Below are 26,398 nucleotides of genomic sequence, written 5' to 3'. Positions count from 1 at the left end.
TGACAAACACCGGCGAGCAGGCCTGCGACCGGCCGAGAAACCGATAATTGCCGATAATTGCTTTTCATTTAGTGACGCGAGCGCTATAAGTTTTAGACCGCCGGCGTAGCGGGACGCCTTTTGACAACGAGCGGATATAACAAGATGACTGCACTCGCCCGAGCCGCCGTGCTCACCAACTATCCGGAAGTCGCCCGTCACCTGGGCCTCAATACCCACAATCTGCTCACCGAGGCCGGTCTGAGCGCCAGCCAGCTGGCCGATCCCAAGCAGCGCATCCCGGTAGCCGCGGCGATCAACCTGCTCGAGGAATCGGCACGGGTCAGCGGCTGCGAAACCTTCGGCCTGCGCATGGCCGAACTGCGCCAGCTGTCGGATTTCGGCGAGGTCAGCCTGCTGCTCAGCCACCAGCGCAGCCTGCGCGACGCGCTGCAGGTGATCGTGCAGTACCGCCATCTGCTCAACGATTCGCTGGCGATCCATATCGAGGAAGCCGGCAAGACGGTGATCATCCGCGAGGAGGTGATCACCGACGAACCGACGCGCAACCGCCAGGCCAGCGAACTGGCGGTCGGCACGATGCACCGCTTCTGCGCCGCCCTGCTCGGCGCCCACTGGCATCCGATCAGCGTCAACTTCACCCACGAGCCGCCGGCGGACCTGACCGTGCACCGGCGCATCTTCGGCTGCAAGGTGGAGTTCGGCAGCGAGTTCAACGGCATCGTCTGCGCCGCCGCCGACCTCGACGCCGCCAACCCGCTGGCCAACGAGGCGATGGCGCGCCACGCCCGGCGCTACCTGGATTCGCTGCAGACCGAGGGCGAGCACTCGCTGGTGTTCGACGTGCGCAAGACCATCTACCTGCTGCTGCCGATGGGCCGCGCCACCATCGAACAGATCGCCCAGACCCAGGGCATGAACGTGCGCACCCTGCAGCGCCGCCTGGAGGAAGGGGGCGCGACCTTCAGCGACCTGATCAACGGGGTGCGCCGCGACCTGGTGATCCGCTACCTGGAGAACCCCGGCTACTCGCTCGGCCGCATCGCCGACATGCTCGGCTACTCGATGCCCAGCTCCTTCACCCGCTGGTTCATCGCCCAGTTCGGCATGCCGCCGGCCGCCTGGCGGACGGAGCACAACATCGTGCCGCGCAAGTAGGGCAGCCCTGGCGGGCCGGCCCTCGGTCGGCCCTGCCCCTCCCCCATCCGCCGCGCCTGGGTTTCAGGCATTTTGCTCGCCGGACAGCGGCTGCTCTCCGCTCAACCCGCGCTGCGCCAGGCGAAACGCCAGCATCGCCAGGCAGGCCAGCACGGCCATGCCCAGCGCCAGACCGAGCGTGCTGCCCAGCAGCAGCGGCACCAGCAGCGCCGCGGACAGCGCGTTGCCGGTCTGCTGGAGGGTCACGTAGCCGCTGGCGGCCAGGCCGCGACGCGCGGGAAAGCGTTCGAGGGCCAGCAGCTGCAGGCCGGGCTGCGTGAGCATCAGGCCCAGGCCGAACAGCGGCAGCGCCACCAGCGACCAGGGCACGCCGACCGGCAGCCACAGCGCGGCGCCGATATTGAGCGCCGCGGCCACCAGCATCACGACGTAGCCGCTCTGCACCGCGAGTTCCACGGGCAGCCGCCCGGCGGCGCGGCGGGCGGCGAAGGAGCCGGCCAGCAGGCCGCCGACGATCGGCAGGAACAGCCAGGCGAAGGACTGCGGACCGAGGCCCAGATGGCGCGTGACGAACACCGGCGCGCTCAGGACGTAGAGGTAGATGGCGGTGTTGACCCCGGCGTTGGCCAGGCAGATCAGCAGGTAGCGGCGGTCGCGCAGCAGCGCGGCGAAGGCGCGCGTCAGCTCGAGCGGATGCAGCGACTGACGCCGCTCCGCCGGCAGGGTCTCCGGCAGATGGCGCCAGCAACCCAGGCACAGCAGCGCGCCGAGCAAAGCGAGGAAGGCGAAGATGCCGCGCCAGCCGACTACCGGCAGAAGCCAGCCGCCGCACACCGGCGCCAGGGCCGGCGCCAGGCAGAACAGGATGGCCACCGTGGCCAGCTGCTTCTGCGCTTGTGCGCCCTCGAAACGGTCGCGCAGCATGGCGCGGCCGACCACGATGCCGATGCCGGCGGACAGCCCCTGCAGGACCCGCCCGGCGAACAGCCAGGCGATGCTCGGCGCCAGCGCGCAGACCAGCGAGCCGGTCGTGAACAGCAGCAGGCCGGCGAGGATGAAGCGGCGGCGGCCGATGGCATCGGAGATCGCGCCGTGCCAGAGGATGGCCAGGGCGAATGGCAGCAGATAGGCGGTGAGCGACTGCTGCATCTGCGTCGCACTGGCGGCCAGCTCCGCGCCTATGGCGTCGAACGCCGGCAGGTAGGTGGCGATGGCGAACTGGCCGAGCGAGGCGAGGCCGGCGATCAGGACGACAAACAGCTGGGGTGGATTCATCGGCAAGGCATTCTGGTCTCGTAGGGCCGGTCCGGTCGGCGGGCAGGCCGTCGTACGGCCGGCCCGGGGTTCGACCACCATCCTGCGCCAGCGGGCCGGAGGGCACTGGTCACGCTGCGATCAGCGGATGCCAGCCCCCGCCAGGGCCTCCGGCGACCACTGGGTCTTCGACAACGGCTCGATGTAGCGGATACCGCCGTACGGGCCGACCACGCCATTGACGTTGTAGGTGCCCTCGATCAGGTCGTAGATCATGAACGGGGTGGCGTCGGGGGTCTGCTTGTCGTAGCTCTGGGTCAGGAAGGCGAAGGAGCCACGGAATAGCCGACCACGGGCGTCGTACTGGTCGGAAGCCAGGGCGACCCAGCTGTCCTCGTCCAGGTAGAAGCGACGCTTGTGGTAGATGTGGCGGGCGTCGGCCTTCAGCGTGCCCTCGATCACCCACACCCGGTGCTTCTCCCAGCGCACGTAGTCCGCGGCCAGATGGTTGGGCGTGGTCAGCGGCTTGATGTCCGTAACGTAGGTCAGCTTATAGGTGTTGTATGGCACATACATTTCCTTCTTGCCGACCAGGGTCCAGTCGTAGCGATCCAGCGCACCGTTGAACACGAACACGTCGTCGTAGGTACTGGCGCCGTAGGTGCCGGGGTTGGGGGTGTCGTAGGCCAGGTTCGGCGCCAGCTTCACCCGGCGCTGGCCGGGCAGGTACTGCCAGGCGCTGCGCCGCTGCACCAGCGGGTTGGCGGCGTCGCGCAGCATGATGGCCTCGCCGGCGCGACGGGCCGGCGCGCTGTAGGCCAGCTTCATCTGGTAGTAGGTGTCCCTGGCGCCGATCGGCTTGGACAGGTTCTCGTAGATCGGGTAGCTGATGTGCGCCTGGCCGGTCGAGGACAGGCTCGCCCTGCCGGCGGCATCGACGTTCCAGGAGTCGTATTCGGAGGCGATGCTCACGCCCTGGTAGCGCAGCAGGAAGTTCCACATCGCCTCGGCGCCGGTCTTCGGGATCGGGAATGGAATGCCCGGCAGCACGTTGTCGAGCGCGGCACCGCCTTCCTTGGACTGAGCGTGGGTGGCGTTCTTCAGCGTGTTGTCGAGCACCGACTGTGGCAGCGCCACGCTGCGGTGGGTCGGGTAGACGTCGACGCGGAAGGTCGGGAAGCGCCTGGCCAGTTCGGCGGTGGTGGCGGTCAGCTGGTCCTGGTACTGGTCGACGTTCTTGCCGTCGATGCTCAGCAGCGGCTTTTCGCCCGCGAAGGGATCGGGGCGCATGCTGTCGCCGCTCCTGAAGCCGGCCGGCGGCGTGGTCAGGCCGCCCTGGTAGGCGGGGATGGCGCCGTCGGCGCTGGCGCCGGCCTCGGCGCCGGCCCGGGTCAGACTGGTGCCGAGCCTGGCGGCTTCATCGGCGGAGACGGCGGCCTGGGCCTGACCGGCGATGGCCAGGGCAAGGGCGGCAGCAATAAGGGTGTGCTCGAATTCCATGATTATTGTTTTCTGGCTCTGGGACTGGGAAATAGGTGGGTCAGCAGGTGGTACTGAGGGACAGGAAGACCGCGCCGCGGCCTTCCGTGCTCGAACCAGCGCCGAAAAAGGAGAAGGAGCCTGGCTCTGCCCGCCCCGCTGGCGCTCGGGTCGCGCCCGCCCTTGACGGCGGGCGTCCGTCTCACCTGAAGCAGCCACGTACTTCAGGTCGACGAAAAAGCTGCCGGGTCTCGCAGGGGCTTTCCGGTCGGCGGGCCGGGGTTCAACGGCTGTTCTGCGCCACCGCCAGCGCCAGTTCGTCGAGATCGGTCACCGCGCGGCCCAGGTAGAACTCGGCACCGCCGTTGGCGCGCTTGCTGTCCTTGTGCAGCTGGCCGCGCACGAACTGGTAGCTGCTGCGGATCTTGTCGAGCTCGGCGGCGAGCTCGGCATGGCGCTGGCGCAGCTGGGCGAAGCGCGCCTCGATGTCCTGATCGAGGGCCTGCAGCTCGTCGGCCGACAGCAGCCACGGCTCCTTGTCCGTCACCGGGTAGTGGCGCAGCTGGTAGTCGAACAGGTAGCTGGCCAGGGCGCGGCTCTGCGCACTGAACAACAAGGCGGAAGTCTCGGCGGGCAGCTCGCGTACCGCGCCGGCATGGGCGACGGTGGCCGCCTCGTGCAGCTCCTGCTGGTGGGCCAGCAGTTGTCGCACCAGCAGCGGATATTCCTGGCGGCGCGTCGCCGGCATCCCGTCCAGCTCGGTGAACACCTTCTTCATGGCCTGCACCGGGGCGTCGAGGTCGGCCGGCTGGCCCAGTTGCTGGACGTCGGTCTGCATCGTCTGCAGGTGGTGGAATACCGAGGTGAGATGGCGCGGATCGGGCATGCGATCCTTGGGATCGAAATACAGCATGGCGCTGGCGCACAGCAGCTGGCCGCGGCTGTCCAGCTCGCTCAGTTGCAGCATGCTGTGTTCGTCGGCGTGTACCTGCGAATCGAGCATGAGCAGTGCGCAGAGCAGCAGTTTGGATCGCATAGTCCCTTCCCTCTTCGTTTTGTTGTTCTGTCCGGTCATGCGGCCGACCCATGGATCGGCGGTGCCCGGCGTGCGTCCGGGCGAGCGCGGCCCGGCGGCACCCCCAAGGCGCCGCCTGGACAGCGGGAAAACAGCGAATCAGCGCAGGATGGTGCAGCCGGTGGCGGCCTGCAGCGCGTCGAAGTCGACGCCCGGGGCCATCTCCACCAGCTTCAGGCCGTCGACGGTGACGTCCAGCACGGCCAGGTCGCTGATGATGCGGTCGACCACGCCGACGCCGGTCAGCGGCAGGTCGCAGCGGGCGAGGATCTTGTGGTCGCCGTTCTTGGCGGTGTGCTCCATCAGCACCACCACGCGGCGCACGCCGGCCACCAGGTCCATGGCGCCGCCCATGCCCTTGACCAGCTTGCCGGGGATCATCCAGTTGGCCAGGTCGCCCTTCTCCGACACCTGCATGGCGCCGAGCAGGGCCAGGTTGATGTGGCCGCCGCGGATCATCGCGAAACTCTCGGCGCTGTCGAAGAAGCTGCTGCCTGGCAGGGTGGTGACGGTCTGCTTGCCGGCGTTGATCAGGTCGGCGTCGACCTCGTCCTCGGTCGGGAACGGGCCGATGCCGAGCAGGCCGTTCTCGCTCTGCAGCCAGACGTCCATGCCCTCGGGGATGTAGTTGGCGACCAGGGTCGGCAGGCCGATGCCGAGGTTGACGTAGAAGCCGTCCTGCAGCTCGTGGGCGGCGCGCTGCGCCATTTCTTCGCGGGTCCAGGCCATGTTCAGTTCCTCACCGTGCGGACTTCGATGCGTTTTTCCGGGTTGGCGTTGAGCACCAGGCGCTGCACGTAGATGCCCGGCAGATGGATCTGGTCCGGGTCCAGCTCGCCGATCTCGACGATCTCCTCGACCTCGGCGACGCACACCTTGCCGGCCTTGGCGCACAGCGGATTGAAGTTGCGCGCGGTCTTGTCGAACATCAGGTTGCCGGCCTTGTCGGCCTTGGCGCCCTTGATCAGCGCCACGTCGGCGGTCAGCGAGCGCTCCATGACGTACCAGTGGCCGTCGAACTCGCGGGTTTCCTTGCCTTCGGCGACCAGGGTGCCGTAGCCGGTCTTGGTGAAGAACGCCGGGATGCCGGCGCCGCCGGCGCGCAGTTTCTCGGCCAGGGTGCCCTGCGGGGTGAACTCCAGCTGCAGCTCGCCGGCCAGGTACTGGCGCTCGAACTCCTTGTTGCCGCCCACGTAGGAGGAAATCATCTTGGCGATCTGCCGGCTGTACAGCAGCGGGCCAAGGCCGAAGTCGTCCACCCCGCAGTTGTTGCTGATGATGGTGAAGCCGCGCTTGCCGGTCTCGCGCAGGGCGGCGATCAGCTCCTCGGGGATGCCGCACAGGCCGAAGCCGCCGACCGCCAGGGTGATGCCGTCCCCCACCAGCCCGTCGAGGGCGGCGTAGGCGTTGGGATAAATCTTGTTCATCGCACCTTCTCTTTCTTGTTGATTACACGCGCCCGGGCACTCGCTGTAGCGGCGAATTCATTCGCCAACACGCCCCGTCAAGGCGAATGAATTCGCCCCTACAACTGCCTTGGAATCACAGTCCCCAGTGCATCAGCGCTAGCACCAGCGCGACCAGGAAGGCGGTCTCGCCCACCATCAGCAGGATCGGCTTGATGCCCACCGAGGCCAGTTCCTTGAGCTGGGTCTTCATGCCCAGCGCGCTGATCGAGATGACCAGGCACCAGCGCGACAACTCGTTGACCCCGCCCTGCACCACCGTCGGCACCCAGCCGGTGCTGTTGACGCAGGCGAGGATCAGGAAGCCGACGGCGAACCAGGGCAGCAGCGGCGGGCGCTTGCCGGTGGGGTCGGCGCCCTGCATGCGGGTGATCATGGCGGCGGTGACGATCACCGGCAGCAGCATGGCGACGCGCATCAGCTTGACCACGGTGGCGGTGTCGCCGGTCTCCGGCGACATGCTGTAGCCGGCGCCGACCACCTGGGCGACGTCGTGGATGGTGGCGCCGAGGAACACCCCGGCCTCCTGCGGCGACAGGCCGAACCAGTTGGCGATCATCGGATAGAGGATCATCGCCACGGTGGACAGCGCCGACACGCCGATCACCGTGAACAGCGTGGCGCGCTCCTTCTGCGGGTGGTTGGGCAGCGCGGCGGCCAGCGCCAGCGCGGCCGAGGCGCCGCAGATGGCGGTGGCGCCGCCGGTGAGCATGCCGAACAGGCGCTGGAAGCCGAGCGCCTTGGCCGCCACCACCGACAGGCTGATGGTCACCGCCACCAGGATCACCACCAGCGCCACCGGCTTCCAGCCGAGGGCGGCGATCTGCTCCAGGGTGATGCGCATGCCCAAGAGGGCCACGCCGATGCGCAGCACGGTGCGCGCGGTGAACTCGATGCCGGCCTTGCACTTGCCGTCCGCGGACAGGAAGTTGAGCGCCAGGCCCAGCAGCAGGGCGAACAGCATCACCGGCGCGCCGTAGTGCTCGGAGAGGAAGGTCGCCGCCGCGGCGACGATCAGGCTGACCATGAAGCCCGGCGCCAGTTCGCGCACGCGACAGTTGATGGAAACGAGAGCGATGGCGCTCATGACGCGGACTCCTCGGAAGCGATGACGATGAACACCCGGCCGTCCTGCACTTCGACCGGATAGTTGCCGACCTTGAGCGCGGTCGAGTTGAGCAGGTAGCCGCTGGCCAGATTGAAGCGCAGGCCGTGGGCGCAGCACTGGATCACCTTGCCGTCGAGGCGGCCGCCGCACAGCGAGGAGCCCTGGTGCGGGCAGCTGTCGTCGATGGCGTAGAACTGACCCTCGACGTTGAACAGCGCCAGGCTCTTGCCGGCGGACTCGATCAGCGCGCGACCACCGGGTGCCGGCACCTTGGCGTCCGGGACTTCGATGCGCAGAGTCATGCCGTCAGCGCCTCGGCTTCGCGGCGCGCCAGCGCGGCGTGCATGGCGCCGAGCAGCACTTCGGTCGACTGCGCGCCGGACAGCGCCAGGTGGCGGTCGAAGACGAAATACGGCACCCCGCCGACTGCCTGTGCGGCGGCCGCCGAGCGGAACGGGCGACCGTTGCCGTGCAGGCTGCCGGCCAGGTCCGCGAAGGCGAAGCCGCAGGATTCGGCGATCAGCAGCAGGGTGGCGGGATCGCCGAGATCCTCGCCGTTGTGGAAATAGGCGGCGAACAGCCGCTCCAGCAGGGCCTCGATCTGCTCCGGACGGCCCAGCGCGGCGGCGCGCTGCAGCAGGCGGTGGGCGTCGGCGCTGTTGGGCATCCGTGCGATGCGCGTGAAGTCGATGTCCAGCCCGGCGGTGGCAGCCGCCTCGCGTACCTGGGCCTGGCGCATACTCACGGCCTGCTCGCTGCCCAGCCGGCGCCGGTAGAACTCGGCGAACGGCACCCCCTGAGCAGGCAAGTCCGGCAGCAGCTGAACGCCGCGCCACTCCAGGCTCACCTCGACATCCGGCCGGCCGGCGCGCAGGCGCTCAAGCGCGCGATCCAGCTGGCGCTTGCCGATCAGGCACCAAGGGCAGATGAAGTCGAAGAACACTTCGATGTGCAGGATACGGTTCACGACTGGGCCTCCATCGCGGCGTGGGTCGCCGTCTCCTCGACGCCCTCGCCTTTCAGGCGGGCCATGTCGTTGAGGTAGTGGCGTTTGGCGTAGAAGAACACCGCCGCCGCCGCGATGCTGACCAGCGGCACCAGTTGGAAGGCATGGTCGAGGCCGATCAGGTCGGACACCTTGCCGGTGAGCAGCGGGCCGGTGGCCAGGCCCAGCAGGTTGTTGGCCAGGGTCAGGGTGGCGAAGGCGGTGCCGTGCACGGTGTAGTGGGTCAGGTTGGCGACCATCGCGCCGGCCGGACCGGAAGTGCCGGCGGCGATCAGCATGCCCAGGCAGATCAGCGCCAGCTGGGCGGGGCCGACCGGCAGGGCGAAGGCCAGCGACAGCAGCAGGCAGCTGCTAAGGCAGTAGCCGATCGCCAGAGCGATCTTGCGGTCCGGGCGGTTGCGGCACATGCGGTCGCTGAGCATGCCGCAGAGGATCATGCCGATACCGCTGCACAGCACGATGATGGCCGCGACTCCACCGGCCTTGTCGGTGCCCATCTCGTAGTAGCGGTTGAGGTAGCTGGGCATCCAGACGATCACGGTGCCGCCGACGAACAGCTGCAGGCCACTGCCGATGTAGGCGGACAGCACCGAGCGGCTGGAGTAGAGGGTGCGCAGCGGGCGCCGGGCCTTGAGCGCCGCCTTGCTGGCGGCATCGGAGAGGCGCTTGGGCGCGATGCGCGCCTCGCGGACGACGACCGGATAGAGCACCGCCAGCGCCAGGCCGAACAGCGCCATGCCGGCGAACGCCCAGCGCCAGCCGAAGTGCTGGGCCATCACCCCGCCCAGGGCCATGCCCAGCACCGAGCCGAACATGCCGCCGGAAATGAAGGCGCCGGAGAGGGTGGCGCGCATCTCGCGGGGGAACACCGAGACCACCACGGCGATGCCGACGCTGCCGTAGGCGGCCTCGCCGACGCCGACCAGGAAGCGGGCGACGAACATTTGCTGATAGTCCTGCGCCAGCGCGCAGCCCAGGGTCGCCAGGCTCCACAGCACGGCCATCAGCGCCAGGCTCTTGACCCGGCCGAAGCGGTCGGCGATCAGCGACAGCGGGAAGGTCAGCAGGCCGACCATCAGGGCGACGATGCCGCTGAGCAGGCCGAGCTGGGTGTCGGAGAGCGCCCATTCGCCCTTGAGCAGGGGGAACACGGCATTGAGCACCTGCCGCGACATGTAGTCGGAGATCAGCAGGCCGAAGGTCAGGGCGAAGACGATCCAGGCATAGCGGCGCGGGATGCCGATGGAAGTGTCCTCGCCGTCGTCGGCGGTGGGGTGGTAGGCGGCCATGCTGCCTCCTTCTGTCTGTCTGGCGGGTGTCTTGTTGTTATGGGTCATGCCTGACCGGGTTCTGCAAAGGCTTCGCCACGGGGGTGAAGCCTTTGCGCAACCTCTATGAAGCGTAGGCGGGCCGGCATGGCGCCGGCCCGCCCCGGACTCAGCCGCGCTGCGGCACGCCCTTCTGCCCCGGCTTGCGGTTCGGCGCCATGCCGTTGGCCAGCAGGGTTTCCTCGACGGTGTCGTATTGCACGCCGATGCGGTAGATCTCGCGGGCTTCCTTGCCGTTGGCCACTTCGCGGCCCAGCTCGTGGGCGATGCGCACGGTCTGCTGGATCTGCTGCACGGAGGTGAAGCGCTTGCCGTGCTGGTCGACGATGGTGTCCTCGATGCCGCAGCGCGGGTGCAGGCCCATGGCCAGGGCCATGGCGTTGAACGGCAGGACATTCTTCAGCAGCGACTCGGCCGTCAGGGTGCAGCCGTCCGGCGCGCGGTGGATGAAGTTGAAGAAGTTGAACGGGTTGGGGCCGTCGAAGCCGCCTCCGATGCCGATCCAGGTCAGGTTCAGCGGGCCCTTGTAGACGCCCTTGCGCACCAGGCGCTCGAGGGTTTCCAGGGCATGCATGCCGGTCAGCTGGAAGTGCGGCTGGATGCCGTTGGCGCACAGGCGCTTCAGGTGCTCCTCGACCCAGGCCGGGCCGGCCGGCACGGTCATCTCGCTGTAGGCGGCCTGGTAGGCCGGGTTGGCCAGGGAGGTGCCTTCCAGGTATTCCGGATAGAGCAGCTCCATGATGTTCATCTGGGTGGTGTTGATCGCCACGGTGACCTGGTCTGGCTTCGGGGTCAGCTCGGCCAGCATGTGGCGGGTGTCGTCGGAGAGCCACTTGGCCGCCTCGCCCTCGCCTTCCGGCGCGAAGGAAATCGAGCCGCCGACCTGGATGATCATGTCCGGCACGGCCTCGCGCACCCCCTTGATCAGCTCGTTGAACTTGGACAGGCGCTTGGAGCCGGTGCCGTCCAGTTCGCGCACGTGCAGGTGCAGCACGGTGGCGCCGGCCTCGTAGCAGTCGACGGCCTTCTGCACCTGCTCGTCCATGGTCACCGGGATGTCTTCCGGGAAGTCTTCGGGCATCCATTCCGGGCCGTAGGGGGCGACGGTGATGACCACCTTCTCCATGTTTTCGGGATGCAGGGAATCGTCGAAGAATTGCATGTTGTGATCCTCGGTCTTGTTATTTGGCCGCCCCGTTCGGGTCGGGGCGGCATTTGCATGCACGCGGGGTGATGCGCGATTCAGAAGGTCTTGTCGCCGATGATCCCGGCGCGTTCCATCTTGCGATGGCACGGCGGGTAGTCCATGACGGCGTAGTGCTGGGTGCTGCGGTTGTCCCAGATGGCGATGCTGTTGGGCTTCCAGCGCCAGCGCACCTGGTACTCCGGGACGTACGCCTGGCTGACCAGGTAGCGCAGCAGGTCGCTGCCGCCCATGCTGTAGTCCTGGCCGAAGCGCACGTGCTCGGGGGTGTGGAAGTTGCTGAAGTGGGTGGTGAAGGCGTTGACGAACAGCACCTTCTCGCCGGTTTCCGGATGGGTGCGCACCACCGGGTGCTCGGCGTCCGGGAACTGGGCCTTGAGTGCCAGGCGTTTTTCGATCGGCATCGCGGCGCCGAAGCTCGCCTCGATGCTGTGGCGGGCGCGCAGCCCTTCGATCTTCGCCTTCACCTCGGCCGGCAGCTTGTCGTAGGCCAGCACCATGTTGGCCCACATGGTGTCGCCGCCCACCGGCGGGCACTCCACGCAGCGCAGCACGCAGCCCAGCGGCGGCGCCTCGCGCCAGGTGGCGTCGGTGTGCCAGGCGTTCTCGTAGCGGTCCATCGGCTGGTCGGGGCGCTTGTAGATCTGCACCAGGCCCGGATGCTCCGGATCGCTGCCGGCCACCGGATGGTCCTCCAGCTCGCCGAAGCGGCGGGCGAAGGCCACGTGCTCGGCGCGGCTGATGTCCTGGTCGCGCAGGAACAGCACGCGGTGCTTGAGCAGCTGGGCGCGGATCTCGGCGAACAGGCCGTCGTCGTGGATGGCGTCGGCCAGCCTGACGCCGACCAGCTCGGCGCCGATGGCGCAGGTCAGTTGTTCGACTTGCATGGCGGGGCCTCCTCAGATGACGAAGATCGACGAGCCGGTGGTCTTGCGCGACTCCAGGTCGCGGTGGGCTTCCACAGCGTCCTGCAGGGCGTAGTGCTGGTTGATCTCGATCTTGATGCGGCCGCTGCCGACGTGGTCGAACAGCTCGCCGGCGAGGTCGGCCTTCTCGGCCGGATCGGCGATGTAGTCGGCCAGCGCCGGACGGGTCATGTACAGCGAGCCCTTCATCGCCAGCAGCACCGGGTCGAAGGGCGGGATCGCCCCGGAGGCGGTGCCGACGCAGACCAGCAGGCCGCGGCGCTTGAGCGAGTCCAGCGAGGACATGAAGGTGTTCTTGCCGACGCTGTCGAACACCACGTTGACGCCGACGCCGTCGGTCAGCTCGCGCACGCGCTTGGCGACGTCCTCAACGCTGTAGTTGATGGTGTGGTCGCAGCCGTGGGCGCGGGCGACTTCCGCCTTGGCCTCGGTGGACACGGTGCCGATCACGGTGAGGCCGAGCAGCTTGGCCCACTGCGCGACGATAAGGCCGACACCGCCGGCGGCGGCGTGCAGCAGGACGGTGTCGCCGGCCTTGAAGTCGTAGATGCGGCGCATCAGGTAGGCGGAGGTCAGGCCGCGCATGGTCATCGCCGCGGCGGTCTCGAAGGAGATGGTCTCCGGCAGCTTGATCAGCGGCGCGGCCGGAATCAGGCGCTCGGTCGAGTAGGCGCCGAGGGTGTTGAGAAAGCCGGTGTAGGTGACGCGATCGCCGACCGCCACGTTGGTGACGCCCTCGCCCACCGCTTCCACCACGCCGGAGGCTTCCACGCCCATGCCGTTGGGCAGCGGGATCGGATAGGTGCCGTTGCGGAAGTAGGTGTCGGCGTAGTTCAGGCCGACCGCCACGTGGCGCAGGCGGACCTGACCGGGACCGGGTTCACCCACCTCGACGTCCTCGTAGCGCAGGACCTCGGGCCCCCCGGTTTCATAGAAGCGTACGGCTTTGGCCATGTTTGTCTCCCAAATTCATTCTTGTTGAGCAATACCGCTCGTGTAGTAGGGAATTTAGGGAGTTGTCCTGTGCGGCGCTTCTCATCGGGCGACAGCCGTTTTTCATTTCATGACAGCCATTTCGTGACAGCCCCTTTCATGACAGCGCTTGCCGATTGGCGCCCTGCCCGGCCGCCGGACGAAAAAAGGCCGGCAGACGCCGCCGGGTCCCCGCTGCCAAGGGACCCGACGCGCCTGCCGGCGCAAGGACCGGCCAGCGCCCTGACACTGGCCGGTCTAACTCGTCACGCGAAGTGGGTGAAACCCTTCTGCCCCGGCTTGCGGTTCGGCGCGAAGCCGTTCTTGGCCAGGGTCTCGTCGGCGTCCTTGTAGAAGGTGCCGATCTTGTAGATCTCGCGGGCTTCCTGGCCGTTGGCGATGTCGCGGCCGAACTCGCGGGAGATGCGCACCAGCTGCTCGATCTGCTCGACGGTGGTCATCTTGCGATCGCGCTTCTGCGTCCAGATGTTGTCCTCGATGCCACAGCGCACGTGCAGGCCCAGGGCCATGGCCATCATGTTCAGCGGCAGGGTGTTGAGCATGGAGGTTTCCAGGGTCAGCACCGAGCCGTCCGGGCAGGCGCGCACGAAGTTGGCCAGGTTGTAGATGTTCGGCGCTTCGAAGCCGCCGCCGATGGCCACCCAGGTGAGGATCAGCGGCACGTTGCAGACGCCGCGGCGCATCATGCGCTCGACGGTTTCCAGCTGGGCGATGTTGGCCAGCTGGAAGTGGGTCTGGATCTTGTTGGCGGACAAACGCTTGATGTGCTCCTCGACCCACTCGGGGCCGGCCGGGATGGTCATCTCGCGGTAGGCGGCGTAGCCGGGGGTACCGACATCCAGCGAGGTGCCGCGCACGTCGGCGGCGCACATCTGCTCGACCACGTTCATCTGGTTGGTGTTGATGGCGATGGTCACCTGGTCCGGCGTCGGCTTGATCTCGGCCAGCATGTGGCGGGTGTCGTCGGACAGCCACTTGGCGACGTCGCCGTCGTTTTCCGGGGCGAAGGAGATCGAGCCGCCGATCTGCAGGATCATGTCCGGGCAGGCTTCGCGGATGCCGGCGACCAGCTGGTTGGTGAAGGACAGGCGCTTGGAGCCCTTGCCATCGGCTTCGCGACCATGCACGTGGAGCACGGTGGCGCCGGCGTTGTAGCAGTCGACGGCCTTCTGGATCTGGGCGTCGAGCGAGACCGGGATGTCCTCCGGGAAGTCGGACGGCTGCCATTCCGGGCCGTAGGGGGCGGCGGTGATGACCAGTTTCTGCATGTTCTCGACGAACAGGGACCCATCGATGAAGTTCATGGCGTGTTCCTAGAATTGGTTGGGGTTGTGCGTGGTGTGCTGAGGAGCCTGCCCACGATCTCGCGAGCTAGAGCCAGGCAAGGCGAAATCGGTTGAGGAAGCGGAGTTTGCTCGCTGCAAATGAGCATTCCGAAACCGATTTCAACGCCGCATGGCCGACGCGCAGCAGATCGGGGGCTGGCTCCGGGAGGATCAGAAGGGCTTGTCGCCTACTATGGCCGCGCGCTCCATCTTGCGATGGCAGGCCGGGTAGTCCATGACCGCGTAGTGCTGGGTGCTGCGGTTGTCCCAGATGGCGATGCTGTTGGGCTTCCAGCGCCAGCGCACCTGGTACTCGGGGACGTACGCCTGGCTGACCAGGTAGCGCAGCAGCTCGGCGGCGCCCATGTTGTAGTCCTGGCCGAAGCGCACGCGCTCCTTGGTGTGGAAGTTGGTGAAGTGGGTGGTGAAGGCGTTGACGAAGAGGATCTTCTCGCCGGTTTCCGGATGGGTGCGCACCACCGGGTGCTCGGCGTCCGGATACTGGGCCTTCATCGCCAGGCGCTTTTCCAGCGGCATGGCGGCGGCGAAGGAGGACTCGAAGCTGTGGTTGGCGCGCAGGTCCTCGATCTGCTGCTTGATCGCCTGCGGCAGCTTCTCGTAGGCCAGCGCCATGTTGGCCCACATGGTGTCGCCGCCCACCGGCGGGCACTCCACGCAGCGCAGCACGCAGCCCATGGCCGGGGTCTCGCGCCAGGTGCCGTCGGTGTGCCAGGCGTTCTCGTAGCGATCGATCGGCTGGTCGGGACGCTTGTAGATCTGCACCAGGCCCGGCGCTTCCGGGTGGGTCGGCGCCATCGGGTGGTCTTCCAGCGTGCCGAAGCGACGGGCGAAGGCCACGTGATCCGGACGGGAAATGTCCTGATCGCGCAGGAACAGGACCTTGTGCTGCAGCAGCAGCGCCTTGATCTCGTCGAACAGGCCGTCGTCGCGGACGGCGTCGGCGAGGTTCACGCCGACCAGTTCGGCGCCGACACTGCAGGTGAGTTGTTCTACGCGCATCTTGTTGTTCTCCTCATGGCGAAGGGCATGCGGCCGGGCGTTGCGCCGACCGTGCGGGCCGCCGGCGGGCGAATCGCCGGGCAGGCCGTGAGGAGAAATTTATGGATGCGCCCTGCCGCCGACCTTTCATTCGGCGACAGGGTCTTTTCATTTCATGACTAATCGCGGGGATTTCCCGCCGGATCGCGGGCGGAATTGACTTGCGTCAGTTTTTGCGTGGTCCGCCAGGTGCTGCCGCGCTGACCGGCGCCGCCAGGGCCGGTGGCTGCGCGGCGCGCCGGTGGCCGGGCGACTCGCCCTCAGTCGTCGCGGGTCAGCACTTCCAGCAGTTCGATCTCGAAGATCAGGTTGGAGTTGGGCTTGATGTGCGCGCCGATCTGCCGCTCGCCGTAGGCCAGATGGGCCGGCACGAACAGCTTGCGCTTGCCGCCGACCTGCATGCCCATCAGCCCCTGGTCCCAGCCCTTGATCACCCGGCCGGTGCCGATCACGCACTGGAAGGGCCGGCCCTTGTCCCAGGAGGAGTCGAACTGGGTGCCGTCCTCCAGCCAGCCGTTGTACTGGGTGGTGATCAGGGCGCCCTTGACCACCGCCTTGCCGTCGCCCAGGCGGATGTCCTCAATCTGCAATTCGCTGCTCATCGTCTGCTCTCGCTCGGGGGTAGCCGCAGGTGGCTGCCCGGGGGCGGGTTTTTCGCAGGATTCGCGCCGCCTTGCAAGCCGCCGGCCCGCGCCGGCGGCTTGCAAGGCCTTTCGCCCGCGGCGCCCTAGGTGTGTAAACCCAGTACGTTGTTCAGCGAAAGTGCAACGCGGCTGATCGGCGGGTAGTAGCCGAGACTGGCATGCGGCCTGTGCCAGTTGTAGTGATGCAGCCAGGCAGGCAAGTGGGCCGCTCGCTGCTCGGAGCTTTCATAGCGGCGGGCGTAGGCCCACTCGCGCAAGCTCGTCTGGATAAAGCGCTCGGCCTTGCCGTTGGTGCGAGGCGTATAGGGCTTCGTGCGGACATGCCGCAGCCCCAGGCGGCGGCATAAGCGCCGGAACGCTCTGGACCGATAGCAGGAGCCATTGTCGGTCATGACCCGCCGGAAGCGGATGCCCAGCCCGCGGTAGTAGCGCAAGGCCTGAAGCAGGGCCCGGCAAGCGCTGGTGCCACGCTCGTCCGAATGCAGGCTGGTGAAGGCCAGCCGGGAGGCATCGTCGATGGCGACGTGGACAAACTCCCAGCCTGCACCGCCGGAGTTTTGCTGACGATCGCCGGTGACCCGATGTCCGGGCTTCCAGAAGCGGCCGAGCTTCTTGATGTCCAGATGCAGGAGGTCGCCGGGATTGGCGTACTCGTAGCGCTCCACCGCCGGGGCCGGCTCCAGCTCGGCCAACCGATGAAGCCCTGCGCGCTTGAGGTGGCGAGCGACCGTGCTGACGGCCAGTCCCAGCATCTGGGCGATCTGTCGGTAGGTCTTGCGCAACCGGCGCAGCTCGATCAATTGCTCGATCATGCTGCCCTGCGTGGCATGCGGACAGGCGTGCGGGCGTGAAGAACGATCCATCAAGCCCGCTTCGCCCTCCTCACGAAAGCGCCGGAGCCACTTGTAGGCCGTGCGGACACTCACCCCAGCGGCCTGCGCCGCGTCCTCGACCCGCAGGCCGTTGAGCATGCGTTGAACTAGAAGGGCTCGACCGCGCGGGGTAAGACGGGCATGTTTATGCAGGTTCATCCGGGGCTCCTGGAAGGCTGTGTGGGTCGCGCTTCCAGAATTCCGGGAATGCCCCGGATGAACAACCTACTGAGAGATCACACCTAGGCGGGCACCTCCGCTTCGCGATGACGACGGTTATCGATGACTGCACACACCACGCGCTCCGCCTGCGCCTGCTTCGCCAGGGGCGCGAAGAACCAGGGAGCGACCAGCGTCACCACCAGGATGGTCATCACCCCGCTGGTGAACAGGGCGAGGGCGACCAGCATGCCCAGATCGACGACCGGCTTGAAGTCGGAGAACAGCAGGGCCAGGAAGCCGACCGAGAAGATGGTCACGTTGACGATGGTCGAGCGCCCCACGCTGGCCATCGCCTGCAGCAGCGCATCGTCGATCGGCATGCCCTGGAGGACGAAGATCTTGATCCTCGACAGCAGGTGCACGGCGTAGTCGACCACCCCCACGACCAGGAAGGTGACCAGCGCGGTGCCGATGTTCAGCTCGATATCCAGCAGGAACATGCAGCCGTACAGGGTCGCCGACGTGGCCAGCAGGGTCAGCATGCCGAGGATGCCCAGACGCACCGACTGCAGCCAGAACATCATCATCAGGGTCACCACCAGGGTGGCCAGGGTGAAGCTCAGCACCTGGCCGCGGGTGATTTCCTGCAGCACGCCGGTCCAGATCACCGGCGTGCCGGCGTGGGTGATCTCCAGATTCGCCGGCTTGTTCACCGCCAGCCAGGCATCCAGGCGATCGAGCAGGCTCTGGTAGTCGCCGGCCACCGAGGTGGTCATGGTGTACAGGGTGATGGCCTTGGAGTAGTCGGCGTTCAGCACGTTGGTCAGGTCCGAGCCGCCGCCGTTCTCGAACAGCATCACGTGCTGGTCGATCAGCGCGTTGCCCTCCACCTCGAAGATTTCCTCCCTGCCCTCCTCGTCCACGGAGCGCACCTGCTCGCGCGCCTCGGGCACGCGCAGGTAGGCCGGGTCCATGTCGTTGAGCACCAGGTTCATCCGCTTGATGTAGGTCGCCAGCGAATAGCCGTAGCTGATTTCCGGTTGCTCGCGCAGGAAGCGGTCGAGCTTGTCGATGAACTGCACCACGTCGGTGGTCAGCACGCCCCTCGGCACCTTGCTGTCGATGGCGATCCAGCCCGGCGCGGTGCCGGCGACGTGGGCGTTGATGAACTGGTCGGAGACCCGTACCGGGCTGTCGGCCTTGAAGTAGGCGATCCCCGAATCCTCGATATCGACGAAGAAGGTCAGCACGCTCAGCAGCGCCATCACCGGCAGCGTCACCAGCAGCGCCACCCGGCGCCGGGCGACCAGGCGGGCGCAGGCGCGCACCAGCCAGAGGGAGAGCAGCGACTCCTTGTGTTCCTTGGCCTGCACCTTCTCGTCGCGCCCCCACAGCGAAATCCACGCGGGAATCAGCAGCAGGGAAATGATCAGCGCCGCGGTCAGGCCGATCGACATGAAGATGCCGAAGTTGCGGATGCTGACGATGTTGGTGGTGGTCGAGATCAGGAAGGTGGCGATGGTGGTCACCGTGGTGAGCACCACCGGGGTCACCATCAGGCGCATGGTTTCCCGGTTGGCCTCGCGGTTGCTCTTGCCGGAGCGCTTCTGCTCGTAGTACTCGGACATGATGTGGATCGCGTCCGAGCAGCAGATGGTGAACAGGAACACCGGCAGGACGCTGGTCAGCAGGTCGACCGGCACCTCGAACAGCGCCATCAGCCCCAGCGTCCAGATCGTGCAGAACAGGATGTTGAACAGCGGCAGCAGGAGGCCGAGCGGGCGGCGGAAGAAGAACAGCAGCAGCGAGGTGACCAGCAGGAAGACGATCGGGAACAGCAGGGCCAGGTCGTGATCGATGATCTCCTGCTGCGCGGCGATGAAGATCGGCATGCCGGCGATGAAGACTTCGTCCTTGAACTGCGGATGCTGGGCCTGATAGTCGGCGACGATCTGCCGGAAGATCCCGTAGGCGCGCAACTGCGCCTGGGCGTCGTCCTGCTTGGTACCCAGCTCGGCGACCAGCAGGGCCGCGGTCTTGTCGCGCGAAACCACGCCATCGAGCATCAGCTCGTTGCCCATGATTTCCGCCTCGACCTCGGCCGGGTCCATGTCGTAGGCGCGCAGGGTCTTGTGAATCAGCAGCTCCCCGCCGTTGGCGAGCACGATGTTCTCCAGATCGCCCATCGAGGCCATCTCGCGGATCGGGTTGATCCGCTCGGCCAGGAAGGTCAGGAACTGCTGCTCGCGCGCGGACCAGTGGCGACTGGCGGCATGGTCGCGCAGCGCCTTGGCCTGCTGGTAGTCGTTCTGGGTGAAGCCGTCCTTGAGGATGTCCGCGGCCAGCCTGCCGGCCTCGGCGTCGTCGGCATGCAGGGCGGCGAGGCGCTGCAGCTCGCGGCCGTCGTCCTCATTGGTGAGGATGATGCGCCGCGCCGACTGCGACATCGAATACAGCGCGTTGAGGGACTCTTTGTTGAACACGCCATCGGGGTTGTGCAGGGCGAGCATCACCGAGTCGAAGGTGCCGGTGAACTCGCCCTGCAGGTCGATGATGGTCTTGCGCGCCGGATGCGACTCCTTGAGCAAGTAGGGGTTGGTGTCGGAGGTCAGCGAACCGAGCACGTAGGTGAAGTACGCGGTGATCGCCAGCAGCAGCAGGATGATGCCGCGGGCGTTGCGCTCCACGAAGTCCAGATATCTTTCCATGATTATCCGTACCGGCCCTTACAGTGAGGAGGAGGCGAATGCCGGCACGTCTCCGGTCTTCAAGCCGCGGCGGATCGCCGTCTGGGTGAACAGCCGGTCGTCCAGTTCGACGTCGTACTGCAGCTGGCTGAAGCGCATCTCCGAGCGGGTGCCGTCGATGAAATGCTCGGTTTCGCTGAGCATGATGCTGTCGATCTTGCCGACGGTGGCGACCTCGCGGGTGCGCATCTGCTTGACCAGCACGCCCTTCACATCGAAGAAGTCCTGGCGCATCACCAGGCTGTTCTGCTTGTCGATCCACACCTTGAGCTTGTTGTAGCCAGTCTTGGTGAGCACCTCGGGCGAGGCCGGCTCACGCTCGATGACATAGCAGTCGCGCCCCAGCACCTGTTCTTCGCCGACCAGGGTCTGGCGGTAGTCCTTCACGCGGATCTTGTCGAGATCGGCGTAGGAGTACTCGCTGCCCATGAAGGCGCCGCGCTTGTCGCTGGTGGAGATCCGTCGGGTCTGGCGGCTCACCGGCAGGTACATCCACTGGCTGTCTTCCTTGCCGAGCACCTCGTGGGGGTTCTCGATATGGAAGGCGACGTCGCGGACGTCGTTGGGGGTGGTGAAGAACATGGTGAACTTGTCGCTGTCGGCATAATCCTTCTGCAGGTAGGTGAATTCCCGAACCCGCGTATTGCCGTTCTTGTCGTGCAGGATCAGCGACACCTGCGACATGAAGCTCTTGCCGTCGTTGCGGTCCCTGGCGGCGGTCATGATCTCGTCCGCGCCGAGCGGCCCGGCGGCATGCGCCGCGGCCCCTCCCATGACGAGGATGGCGGCGGCAATACCCTTGATGATCGGCGACATGTGAAATCTCCTTGCTTTCTGCTGATAGGTGCCGGTCTGTCCGTTACGCCCGCGAAGGCTCAGAACAGATAGCCGGCCGACAGACGCAGCTGGTCCCTTGCGTCGTAAGTGCCAAAAAGGTTGTCCCGCTTGCCGAAGAAGACATCCACCTCCAGGCCCAGCTTCAGCCAGTCGACCGGTTTGTAGGTGAAGATGCCCTGCAGCAGGGCGTCGTCCCGCATGGGCGGGGTGAAGGCCAGCACCAGGCGGCTCTTCAGGCGGTCCTGGAAATGGCTGCCCTCGCCGGACAGGGTGAACAGGTGATCGCGCTCCTCCTGCAGCATCCCCGGCTGCCAGTCGAGGATCTGCTGCGCCTGCCACTGCGCGGAGATCATCCAGTCGCGCACCAGGTAGTCGACGCCGAGCAGCGACTTGACCAGCGGGCTCTCGTCGCTGCCTTGGCTGCGCAGCGGGTTGGTCAGCCGCCAGTCGTCGAAGTAGGCCACCTCGCCGCGCACCACGATGCTGTGGCCGAGGTCGATGGCGAGCCCGCCGCCGCCCATGGTGTAGCGGGGAAACTGGCGCTCCAGGCGCACGCGGCCGTCGTCGGCCAGCCCTTCCACGGCATACACCGGGTCCTGCTGGCGGGCATTGAGGGCGACCAGGCTGGCATCGATGGCGCCGATCCGGCCGTTGGCGCTCAATCCGTAGGAAAAGCCGTCGTCGCCCTCGTAGTCGGGCGTCGAGTCGACCACGAAGTAGTCGGGATCGGGCACGGCGAACAGCGACGAGTCGAACTCGCTGCCGGCGACCGGCGGCTTGTTCTTGAGGAAATCGGTGATCCAGATGGCCTCCAGCTCCCAGTCGCCGACCGGCTGGGTCAGCCGCACCATCGGCACGGCGATGCGGCTTTCCTCGAGCAGCGGCGTCACCCCTTCGCGGTAGTCGATGGGGTTGATCTGGTCGAGCACGCGCAGCTCGTCCGCCCGCCCCCAGACCACCTGTTGCCAGCCGACGGTCAGCTCGCCATCGCCGACGTAATGGCCGAAGTACAGGTGGCGCCAGTCGGCGGTGAAGCGGTATTCGTCGCGAGCCTCGTCGCTGTAGGGCTGGTCGCCCTCGTAGACGGTGTCGTAGCGGACCCGGCCGCGCGCCTTGTAGTAGCCCGTGTCCCAGCTGTCCTCGAGATTCGCCTTGAAGTAGACGGCCTGCTGTGTGACGCGGTCATCGCCGTGCAGGCGCAGCGCCGCGGCGAGGCCGACTTCGCCATCCCAGTAGGCGCTGGCCGGCAAGCCGAACGCAGCCGCGGGGCCGCACGCGACCAGCGCGGCCAACAGGCCGCGACAGAAACGCAGATTGCCCATCGCTACATCCCCAGCCCGACACCACCGTCGATGATCAGGCTCTGCGCGGTGACCCCGCCGGCCTCGGGGCTGGCCAGGTAGCGGACCATCGCCGCCACCTCGGCCCCCTCGATGAAGCGGCGCAGCGGCAGCCGTTTCTTGGCGTTGCGCTGGCTCTGCTCGGTGCTGAGCCCGGCGATGCCGGCCTGCGCCGCCAGCTCCTGCTGCAGCATCGGCGTATCCACCCAGGCCGGCAGGATCGCGTTGACGGTGATCTGCCGCGGAGCGAGGTCCAGGGCCAGCGCCTTGGTCATGCCGACGATGCCGTGCTTGGAGGCGCAATAGGCGGTGTTGCGCACCTTGCCGGCGCGGCCGAGGATCGACGCCATGTTGATGATGCGCCCCTGCCGGGGCATCAGCGGCAGGCACAGCGAGGTGACGTAGAAGGTGCCGTGCAGGTTGACGGCGATCACCCGGTGCCAGTTGTCCAGGTCGCCGGGCTCGTTCTCGTTGCAGATCCCCGCGCTGTTGACCAGCACGTCGATCTGGCCCAGGCGACTGGCCAGCCCGGTGAACAGGGCTTGCAGGCCGGCGAGGTCGGCGATGTCGACCGCATGGGTTTCGACGGCGGCCGGCATGGCCGCCTCCGCCACCCAGCGCTGCAGTTCGGCATGATCGAAATCCACCAGGACGAGCCGGTTGCCGGCCTCGCCGGCGAAGGATTCGGCAACCGCGCGGCCGATGCCCTTGGCCGCGCCGGTGATGAGAATGGTGCGCATCTGGGTCATGGCATCTTCAATCCGCCGTTGACCGGCAGGACCTCGCCCGTCAGGTAGGGAGCCCGCTCGGCGACGAACAGCACCGCTTCGGCGATCTCCTCGGGCTCGGCATAGCGCTTGATCAGCAGCCGGTCGCGGATTTCCTGCGCCATGCTGCCGACCAGCGCCGCGCTCATCTCGGTGTTGACGATGCCCGGCGCCACGGCGTTGACGCGGATGTTGCGCGGCGCCAGCTCGACGGCGAGCGCGCGGGTCAGCGCCTCGACCCCGCCCTTGGCCGCGGCGTAGTTGCTCTGCCCCTTGCCCGGCCGCTGGGCAGCGACCGAGCTCAGGTTGACGATGCAGCCGCTGCGCTGGCGCAGCATGCACGGCAGCGCGCCCTGGCAGCAGAGCAGCGTGCCCACCAGATTGGTGCGGATGACCTCGGCGATGTCGTCCAGCGACAGGGTCGCCAGCAGACCGTCGCGGGTGATGCCGGCATTGTTGACCAACAGGTCGATCCGCCCGAACTCGCGCTCGATCCGCTCGAAGAAACCCGCCACGCTACCGGCATCGCCGACGTCGCAGCGCAGGGCCAGGCACTGGCTGCCCTGCCCGTGCAACTCGTCCAGCAGCGCCATGGCCGCGGCTTCGTCACGCACGTAGCTGAAGGCGATCCGATACCCCGCCTTGGCCAGCGCCCTGACAACGGCCCTGCCGATGCCGCGGCTGCCGCCGGTCACTACCGCAGTCTTGTGCTCCATGCCCCTACCTCAGAAAGAATTGTCCGTCTTGAACTGCGCCAGGCCGAAGCCATGGCAGGCCGCGATGGCGCGAATGCGCTGCACCTGCTCGCGGGTGATATCGCCGTAGGAGTAGTGCTGCTTCATGCCCGACAGCCCCATGAGCACCGACTCGGCCATGCACGCGTACAGCTGCCCTTCCTTGAGGTAGGCGCGCACATTCGCCTGCAGGCCGTCGCCGAGCGGGGTCTGCACGATGCCGCCGTGCATGTAGAGAACGTCCGGGCGCTGGCCGGTCAGCTGCTGGTCGACGTTGAGCGGCACCGCGATATCGCAGATCACCGCGTTCTCGGCGAAATGCTCCGCGTCGAGGAAGGCCTCCGGTGCGTTGGCGGCGCAGAGCACCACGCGCGCCCTGCGCAGCAACTGCAGGTCGTTGCTGATGGTGATGAACGCGTTGGCGCCCACCTGCTCCTCGACGAAGCGGAACAGCCGCGCCCCCAGCTCGGCACTGTCGCCGTAGGTCTCCAGCAGGCCGTCGATGCCCGGCAGGCGCTGCAGGCGCGCCGCGAGACGGTCCTCTGCGGTACGACCGGCGAGAATCGAGCGCGCGGCGTCGGCATAGATCAGCTGCGCGGTCTTTTCCAGGCGCCGGGTGGAGCCTTCGCGCCCGCTGCCGATGAGCAGCAGGTGGTCGGCCTTCTCCGACAGCAGCGAGGCGTAGGTGGAGGCGATGTTGCCGGCCGCCCCCACCACCGCCGCGGTCTCCTGTTCGAGGCGGATGCCCTGACGCACGCAGCCCTGCTCGATCGCCTCCAGGCCCATGCCGATGGTCAGGGCATTGCCGGAGGTCAGCGCCACGTCCGGGATCTTCAGCGCCTGGCAATTGTTGGTGACGATCGAGGTGTACATGCCCAGGCCGGCGACGCTGTAGCCGTCGCTGCGCGCATCGCGAATGCGGCCGGCGATTTCCTCGCGGATCGTCTCCAGGTCGCCGCTGGCCATGTACTCGGCCATCGCGCTGGAGTCCATGCACAGCGGATACAGGGCGAATTCGACCGCCGTGCCCAGGCGCGAGCGGATCAGCACCGGGCCGATGGGCGCGGTACGCCGCTCGGGCGCCATGCGCTGGATGAAGGTGCGCTTCTGCTCGGCGGTGAGGGGCGCCAGCGACGGGTCGACGTCGCTCAGCATGTCGGCATCGATCAGGTGGTTGATGAAGGCGACCCGGGCAACCACCTGCGTACCCTTGTCAGCCTTTGGGAAGGTCTGCTCCATCACGAAGTTGTCGGTACGCGGCGGCACCTCGCTGATCTGGTCGGCGCAGACGCCGGCGGCGAGCGGGAAGGCATCCCGCCGGCGCAGCATCTCGCAGACCCGCTGCAGCGCGCCGGTCAGCTCGTCGATCTCGGCGAAACTGATGCACGCCGGCGGCTCCAGGCGAATGACGTTGGCGTTGCTGCCGGAGGGCGCCACGCGCAGTCGCTCGTGCTGCAGCAGGTAGCCGGCGACGATGTAGCCCAGCGCCTCGTTGTACTGCGCCGAGGCCTGCACCACCGAACTGCTGGCGCTCAGATCGTGCAGCTCGAAGCCCAGCAGCAGGCCGCGGCCGCGCACGTCGGCGATCACGTCCGGATAGAACTTCTGCAGCTCGAGCAGGGAGTTCTTCAGGTACTCGCCCTTCTCCCGCACCTCGCGGAGCATCGCGCCGTCATCGCAGGACAGGCGCTCCAGCGCACGCAGGGCGATGCGGCAGGACAGGTCGTCCTCGGCGAAAGTCGAACTGTGGATGTAGCTGAAGTCCGCCTCGTAGTGGCTATCGCGGATCACGGTGGCCGCGATCTTGGTCAGGCCGCCACCCAGCGCCTTGGACAGGCAGTAGTAGTCGCCGCGCAGGCCGTAGTGGCTGCTGGCGAGCAGGCTGCCGGTGCGGCCGAAACCGGACTGGATCTCGTCGACCACCAGCGGACAATCCTGCTGGTTGGCGAAGCGACGCAGGGCGAGGAAGGTGTCCGCGGAAAACTCGTTGATCCCGCCCTCTCCCTGGATCGGCTCGAGCAGCACGGCGGTGATCGCGCTGAACTCCTGACGACGCAACTGCACGCGCCCGTCCTCCCATACCGGCAGCAGCCAGGCGCGGCGATGACGTGCCTGCAGCTCCTCGAGCTGCTGCGGCTGGCTGGGGTCGACGAACTCGACGTTGAGGCCGAAGCGCGCGAACGGCTGGCGGTATTGCTTGCCATGGGTCAGCTGCACGCTGCTGACCAGCTTGCCGTGGAAGCTGCGGCGCAGGGCGACGAACACCGGCTCGCTGTACTGCAGGGCCAGGTTGTACTGGCGCACCGCCTCGAGCAGCTGGCGCAGGGTCACCAGCGTCACATGCTCGGGCAGCAGGCCCGCCGGCAGGTCGAGCCCGTCGACCTCCAGCTCGAGGTAGGCCCGCTCGCTGGCCGCCAGTTGCGCCAGCTCGAAATCCACCTCGTCGAACTGCTTCTGCAGCCGTTTCTGGCGACGATATTCGGCATGCTTGATGGCGATCTCCACCGCCTCCGCGCCGCTGTTGGAGAAGGTCGAGATGAACTTCTCGCTGCTGCCGAGTTCGCGGTTGAGCGCCTCGCTCAGGCGACGGCCAAGTTCGCCGGCGGCCGCACGCACCGACATCTGGGCATTGAAGGGCGTTTCTTCGCGCAGCAGCGCGCACAGTTCGTCGACGAATTCCGGGTCGTTGTGGCCGAACAACGCCGCCCCGTAGCCACCCAGGAAGTCGGTGACCGCCACTTCGCGGCCCTGGGCATCGCGATAGAACAGCTTGCTGCCGCTGGCGCGGTGGAACTGGCACTCCAGTCCCAGCGCCTGCATCAGGTCGACATATTTGGGGCGTACGTAATCGCGGTAATCCATGACAGTCATATCCTTGAACTGAACAATCTGTGGTGATCCGGTGCGGAACCGT

General features: G+C 67.1%; 23 protein-coding genes. 1 reads left to right on the top strand and 22 read right to left on the bottom strand.

Annotation, left to right across the window (positions count from 1 at the left end; all coding sequences use genetic code 11):
• Positions 1-144 precede the first annotated feature (144 nt).
• Positions 145-1,158 (top strand): AraC family transcriptional regulator, encoded by a 1,014-nt coding sequence (locus LMJ29_RS20170; RefSeq protein WP_229607327.1) that lies wholly within the window; start codon positions 145-147, stop codon positions 1,156-1,158.
• 63 nt (positions 1,159-1,221) lie between these two features.
• Here LMJ29_RS20170 and LMJ29_RS20165 read toward each other — a convergent pair whose 3' ends face one another.
• The 22 genes from LMJ29_RS20165 to LMJ29_RS20060 all read right to left on the bottom strand — a co-directional run bounded on the left by LMJ29_RS20165 (position 1,222) and on the right by LMJ29_RS20060 (position 26,346).
• On the bottom strand, positions 1,222-2,433 hold the full coding sequence (locus LMJ29_RS20165; RefSeq protein ID WP_229607326.1) for a multidrug effflux MFS transporter: 1,212 nt from the start codon (positions 2,431-2,433) through the stop codon (positions 1,222-1,224).
• A 120-nt stretch (positions 2,434-2,553) separates the two neighbouring features.
• Complete coding sequence (locus tag LMJ29_RS20160; RefSeq protein ID WP_229607325.1) at positions 2,554-3,912, bottom strand: DUF1329 domain-containing protein; 1,359 nt, start codon at positions 3,910-3,912, stop codon at positions 2,554-2,556.
• 262 nt (positions 3,913-4,174) lie between these two features.
• Complete coding sequence (locus LMJ29_RS20155; RefSeq protein ID WP_229607324.1) at positions 4,175-4,927, bottom strand: hypothetical protein; 753 nt, start codon at positions 4,925-4,927, stop codon at positions 4,175-4,177.
• Between the two features lie 138 nt (positions 4,928-5,065).
• Positions 5,066-5,695: a CoA transferase subunit B gene (locus LMJ29_RS20150; protein WP_229607323.1), complete on the bottom strand. Its 630-nt coding sequence runs from the start codon at positions 5,693-5,695 to the stop codon at positions 5,066-5,068.
• Positions 5,696-5,697: 2 nt separating this feature from the next.
• A complete protein-coding gene (locus LMJ29_RS20145; RefSeq protein WP_229607322.1) occupies positions 5,698-6,393 on the bottom strand; it encodes a CoA transferase subunit A in 696 nt (231 codons plus the stop codon).
• Positions 6,394-6,508: 115 nt separating this feature from the next.
• Positions 6,509-7,519, bottom strand: coding sequence for a YeiH family protein (locus LMJ29_RS20140; protein ID WP_229607321.1), 1,011 nt, complete (start codon positions 7,517-7,519; stop codon positions 6,509-6,511).
• The gene (locus tag LMJ29_RS20135) at positions 7,516-7,842 is read right to left on the bottom strand and encodes a Rieske (2Fe-2S) protein (protein ID WP_229607320.1); all 327 of its coding nucleotides are present in this window, start codon (positions 7,840-7,842) and stop codon (positions 7,516-7,518) included. The genes LMJ29_RS20140 and LMJ29_RS20135 overlap by 4 nt, the downstream gene beginning before the upstream one ends.
• Positions 7,839-8,507, bottom strand: coding sequence for a DsbA family oxidoreductase (locus LMJ29_RS20130; RefSeq protein ID WP_229607319.1), 669 nt, complete (start codon positions 8,505-8,507; stop codon positions 7,839-7,841). Before LMJ29_RS20130 ends, LMJ29_RS20135 begins: the two co-directional genes overlap by 4 nt.
• Entirely contained in the window at positions 8,504-9,835 is a 1,332-nt protein-coding gene (locus LMJ29_RS20125; RefSeq protein WP_229607318.1) for an MFS transporter, read from the bottom strand. Before LMJ29_RS20125 ends, LMJ29_RS20130 begins: the two co-directional genes overlap by 4 nt.
• A 148-nt stretch (positions 9,836-9,983) precedes the next feature.
• Entirely contained in the window at positions 9,984-11,036 is a 1,053-nt protein-coding gene (locus LMJ29_RS20120) for a BKACE family enzyme (protein WP_229607317.1), read from the bottom strand.
• A gap of 80 nt (positions 11,037-11,116) precedes the next feature.
• Positions 11,117-11,965 carry a TauD/TfdA dioxygenase family protein gene (locus tag LMJ29_RS20115; protein WP_229607316.1) on the bottom strand — a complete coding sequence of 283 codons (849 nt, stop codon included), beginning with the start codon at positions 11,963-11,965 and terminating at the stop codon, positions 11,117-11,119.
• Between the two features lie 12 nt (positions 11,966-11,977).
• Positions 11,978-12,958, bottom strand: coding sequence for a quinone oxidoreductase family protein (locus tag LMJ29_RS20110; protein ID WP_229607315.1), 981 nt, complete (start codon positions 12,956-12,958; stop codon positions 11,978-11,980).
• A gap of 284 nt (positions 12,959-13,242) precedes the next feature.
• A complete protein-coding gene (locus LMJ29_RS20105; protein WP_229607314.1) occupies positions 13,243-14,301 on the bottom strand; it encodes a BKACE family enzyme in 1,059 nt (352 codons plus the stop codon).
• Positions 14,302-14,493: 192 nt separating this feature from the next.
• Positions 14,494-15,342: a TauD/TfdA dioxygenase family protein gene (locus tag LMJ29_RS20100; protein WP_229607313.1), complete on the bottom strand. Its 849-nt coding sequence runs from the start codon at positions 15,340-15,342 to the stop codon at positions 14,494-14,496.
• 299 nt (positions 15,343-15,641) lie between these two features.
• Complete coding sequence (locus tag LMJ29_RS20095; RefSeq protein ID WP_229607312.1) at positions 15,642-15,983, bottom strand: FKBP-type peptidyl-prolyl cis-trans isomerase; 342 nt, start codon at positions 15,981-15,983, stop codon at positions 15,642-15,644.
• Between the two features lie 125 nt (positions 15,984-16,108).
• Positions 16,109-17,056 (bottom strand): IS481 family transposase, encoded by a 948-nt coding sequence (locus LMJ29_RS20090; RefSeq protein WP_229607311.1) that lies wholly within the window; start codon positions 17,054-17,056, stop codon positions 16,109-16,111.
• Positions 17,057-17,139: 83 nt separating this feature from the next.
• Entirely contained in the window at positions 17,140-19,767 is a 2,628-nt protein-coding gene (locus tag LMJ29_RS20085) for an efflux RND transporter permease subunit (protein ID WP_229607310.1), read from the bottom strand.
• An 18-nt stretch (positions 19,768-19,785) separates the two neighbouring features.
• Positions 19,786-20,622, bottom strand: a complete 837-nt coding sequence (locus LMJ29_RS20080; protein ID WP_229607309.1) for an outer membrane lipoprotein-sorting protein — start codon at positions 20,620-20,622, stop codon at positions 19,786-19,788.
• 59 nt (positions 20,623-20,681) lie between these two features.
• Positions 20,682-21,965, bottom strand: a complete 1,284-nt coding sequence (locus LMJ29_RS20075) for a DUF1302 family protein (RefSeq protein WP_229607308.1) — start codon at positions 21,963-21,965, stop codon at positions 20,682-20,684.
• A 2-nt stretch (positions 21,966-21,967) separates the two neighbouring features.
• Positions 21,968-22,732 carry an SDR family NAD(P)-dependent oxidoreductase gene (locus LMJ29_RS20070; RefSeq protein WP_229607307.1) on the bottom strand — a complete coding sequence of 255 codons (765 nt, stop codon included), beginning with the start codon at positions 22,730-22,732 and terminating at the stop codon, positions 21,968-21,970.
• Positions 22,729-23,466 carry an SDR family NAD(P)-dependent oxidoreductase gene (locus tag LMJ29_RS20065; RefSeq protein WP_229607306.1) on the bottom strand — a complete coding sequence of 246 codons (738 nt, stop codon included), beginning with the start codon at positions 23,464-23,466 and terminating at the stop codon, positions 22,729-22,731. Before LMJ29_RS20065 ends, LMJ29_RS20070 begins: the two co-directional genes overlap by 4 nt.
• A gap of 9 nt (positions 23,467-23,475) precedes the next feature.
• Complete coding sequence (locus LMJ29_RS20060; protein ID WP_229607305.1) at positions 23,476-26,346, bottom strand: aminotransferase class III-fold pyridoxal phosphate-dependent enzyme; 2,871 nt, start codon at positions 26,344-26,346, stop codon at positions 23,476-23,478.
• Positions 26,347-26,398: the final 52 nt, after the last annotated feature.

The sequence above is a fragment of the Pseudomonas oryzagri genome (assembly GCF_020831405.1).
GTDB classification, from domain to species: domain Bacteria; phylum Pseudomonadota; class Gammaproteobacteria; order Pseudomonadales; family Pseudomonadaceae; genus Geopseudomonas; species Geopseudomonas oryzagri.
The sequence above is the reverse complement of the archived record's forward strand: the minus strand, read 5'-3'. Positions and strand labels throughout refer to the sequence as shown.

Excerpts from the sequence above, each read along its gene's own strand:
- LMJ29_RS20170 (WP_229607327.1), top strand. The coding sequence starts at position 145 with ATGACTGCACTCGCCCGAGCCGCCGTGCTCACCAACTATCCGGAAGTC.
- LMJ29_RS20165 (WP_229607326.1), bottom strand. The coding sequence starts at position 2,433 with ATGAATCCACCCCAGCTGTTTGTCGTCCTGATCGCCGGCCTCGCCTCG.
- LMJ29_RS20160 (WP_229607325.1), bottom strand. The coding sequence starts at position 3,912 with ATGGAATTCGAGCACACCCTTATTGCTGCCGCCCTTGCCCTGGCCATC.
- LMJ29_RS20155 (WP_229607324.1), bottom strand. The coding sequence starts at position 4,927 with ATGCGATCCAAACTGCTGCTCTGCGCACTGCTCATGCTCGATTCGCAG.
- LMJ29_RS20150 (WP_229607323.1), bottom strand. The coding sequence starts at position 5,695 with ATGGCCTGGACCCGCGAAGAAATGGCGCAGCGCGCCGCCCACGAGCTG.
- LMJ29_RS20145 (WP_229607322.1), bottom strand. The coding sequence starts at position 6,393 with ATGAACAAGATTTATCCCAACGCCTACGCCGCCCTCGACGGGCTGGTG.
- LMJ29_RS20140 (WP_229607321.1), bottom strand. The coding sequence starts at position 7,519 with ATGAGCGCCATCGCTCTCGTTTCCATCAACTGTCGCGTGCGCGAACTG.
- LMJ29_RS20135 (WP_229607320.1), bottom strand. The coding sequence starts at position 7,842 with ATGACTCTGCGCATCGAAGTCCCGGACGCCAAGGTGCCGGCACCCGGT.
- LMJ29_RS20125 (WP_229607318.1), bottom strand. The coding sequence starts at position 9,835 with ATGGCCGCCTACCACCCCACCGCCGACGACGGCGAGGACACTTCCATC.
- LMJ29_RS20120 (WP_229607317.1), bottom strand. The coding sequence starts at position 11,036 with ATGCAATTCTTCGACGATTCCCTGCATCCCGAAAACATGGAGAAGGTG.
- LMJ29_RS20115 (WP_229607316.1), bottom strand. The coding sequence starts at position 11,965 with ATGCAAGTCGAACAACTGACCTGCGCCATCGGCGCCGAGCTGGTCGGC.
- LMJ29_RS20110 (WP_229607315.1), bottom strand. The coding sequence starts at position 12,958 with ATGGCCAAAGCCGTACGCTTCTATGAAACCGGGGGGCCCGAGGTCCTG.
- LMJ29_RS20105 (WP_229607314.1), bottom strand. The coding sequence starts at position 14,301 with ATGAACTTCATCGATGGGTCCCTGTTCGTCGAGAACATGCAGAAACTG.
- LMJ29_RS20100 (WP_229607313.1), bottom strand. The coding sequence starts at position 15,342 with ATGCGCGTAGAACAACTCACCTGCAGTGTCGGCGCCGAACTGGTCGGC.
- LMJ29_RS20095 (WP_229607312.1), bottom strand. The coding sequence starts at position 15,983 with ATGAGCAGCGAATTGCAGATTGAGGACATCCGCCTGGGCGACGGCAAG.
- LMJ29_RS20090 (WP_229607311.1), bottom strand. The coding sequence starts at position 17,056 with ATGAACCTGCATAAACATGCCCGTCTTACCCCGCGCGGTCGAGCCCTT.
- LMJ29_RS20085 (WP_229607310.1), bottom strand. The coding sequence starts at position 19,767 with ATGGAAAGATATCTGGACTTCGTGGAGCGCAACGCCCGCGGCATCATC.
- LMJ29_RS20080 (WP_229607309.1), bottom strand. The coding sequence starts at position 20,622 with ATGTCGCCGATCATCAAGGGTATTGCCGCCGCCATCCTCGTCATGGGA.
- LMJ29_RS20075 (WP_229607308.1), bottom strand. The coding sequence starts at position 21,965 with ATGGGCAATCTGCGTTTCTGTCGCGGCCTGTTGGCCGCGCTGGTCGCG.
- LMJ29_RS20070 (WP_229607307.1), bottom strand. The coding sequence starts at position 22,732 with ATGACCCAGATGCGCACCATTCTCATCACCGGCGCGGCCAAGGGCATC.
- LMJ29_RS20065 (WP_229607306.1), bottom strand. The coding sequence starts at position 23,466 with ATGGAGCACAAGACTGCGGTAGTGACCGGCGGCAGCCGCGGCATCGGC.
- LMJ29_RS20060 (WP_229607305.1), bottom strand. The coding sequence starts at position 26,346 with ATGGATTACCGCGATTACGTACGCCCCAAATATGTCGACCTGATGCAG.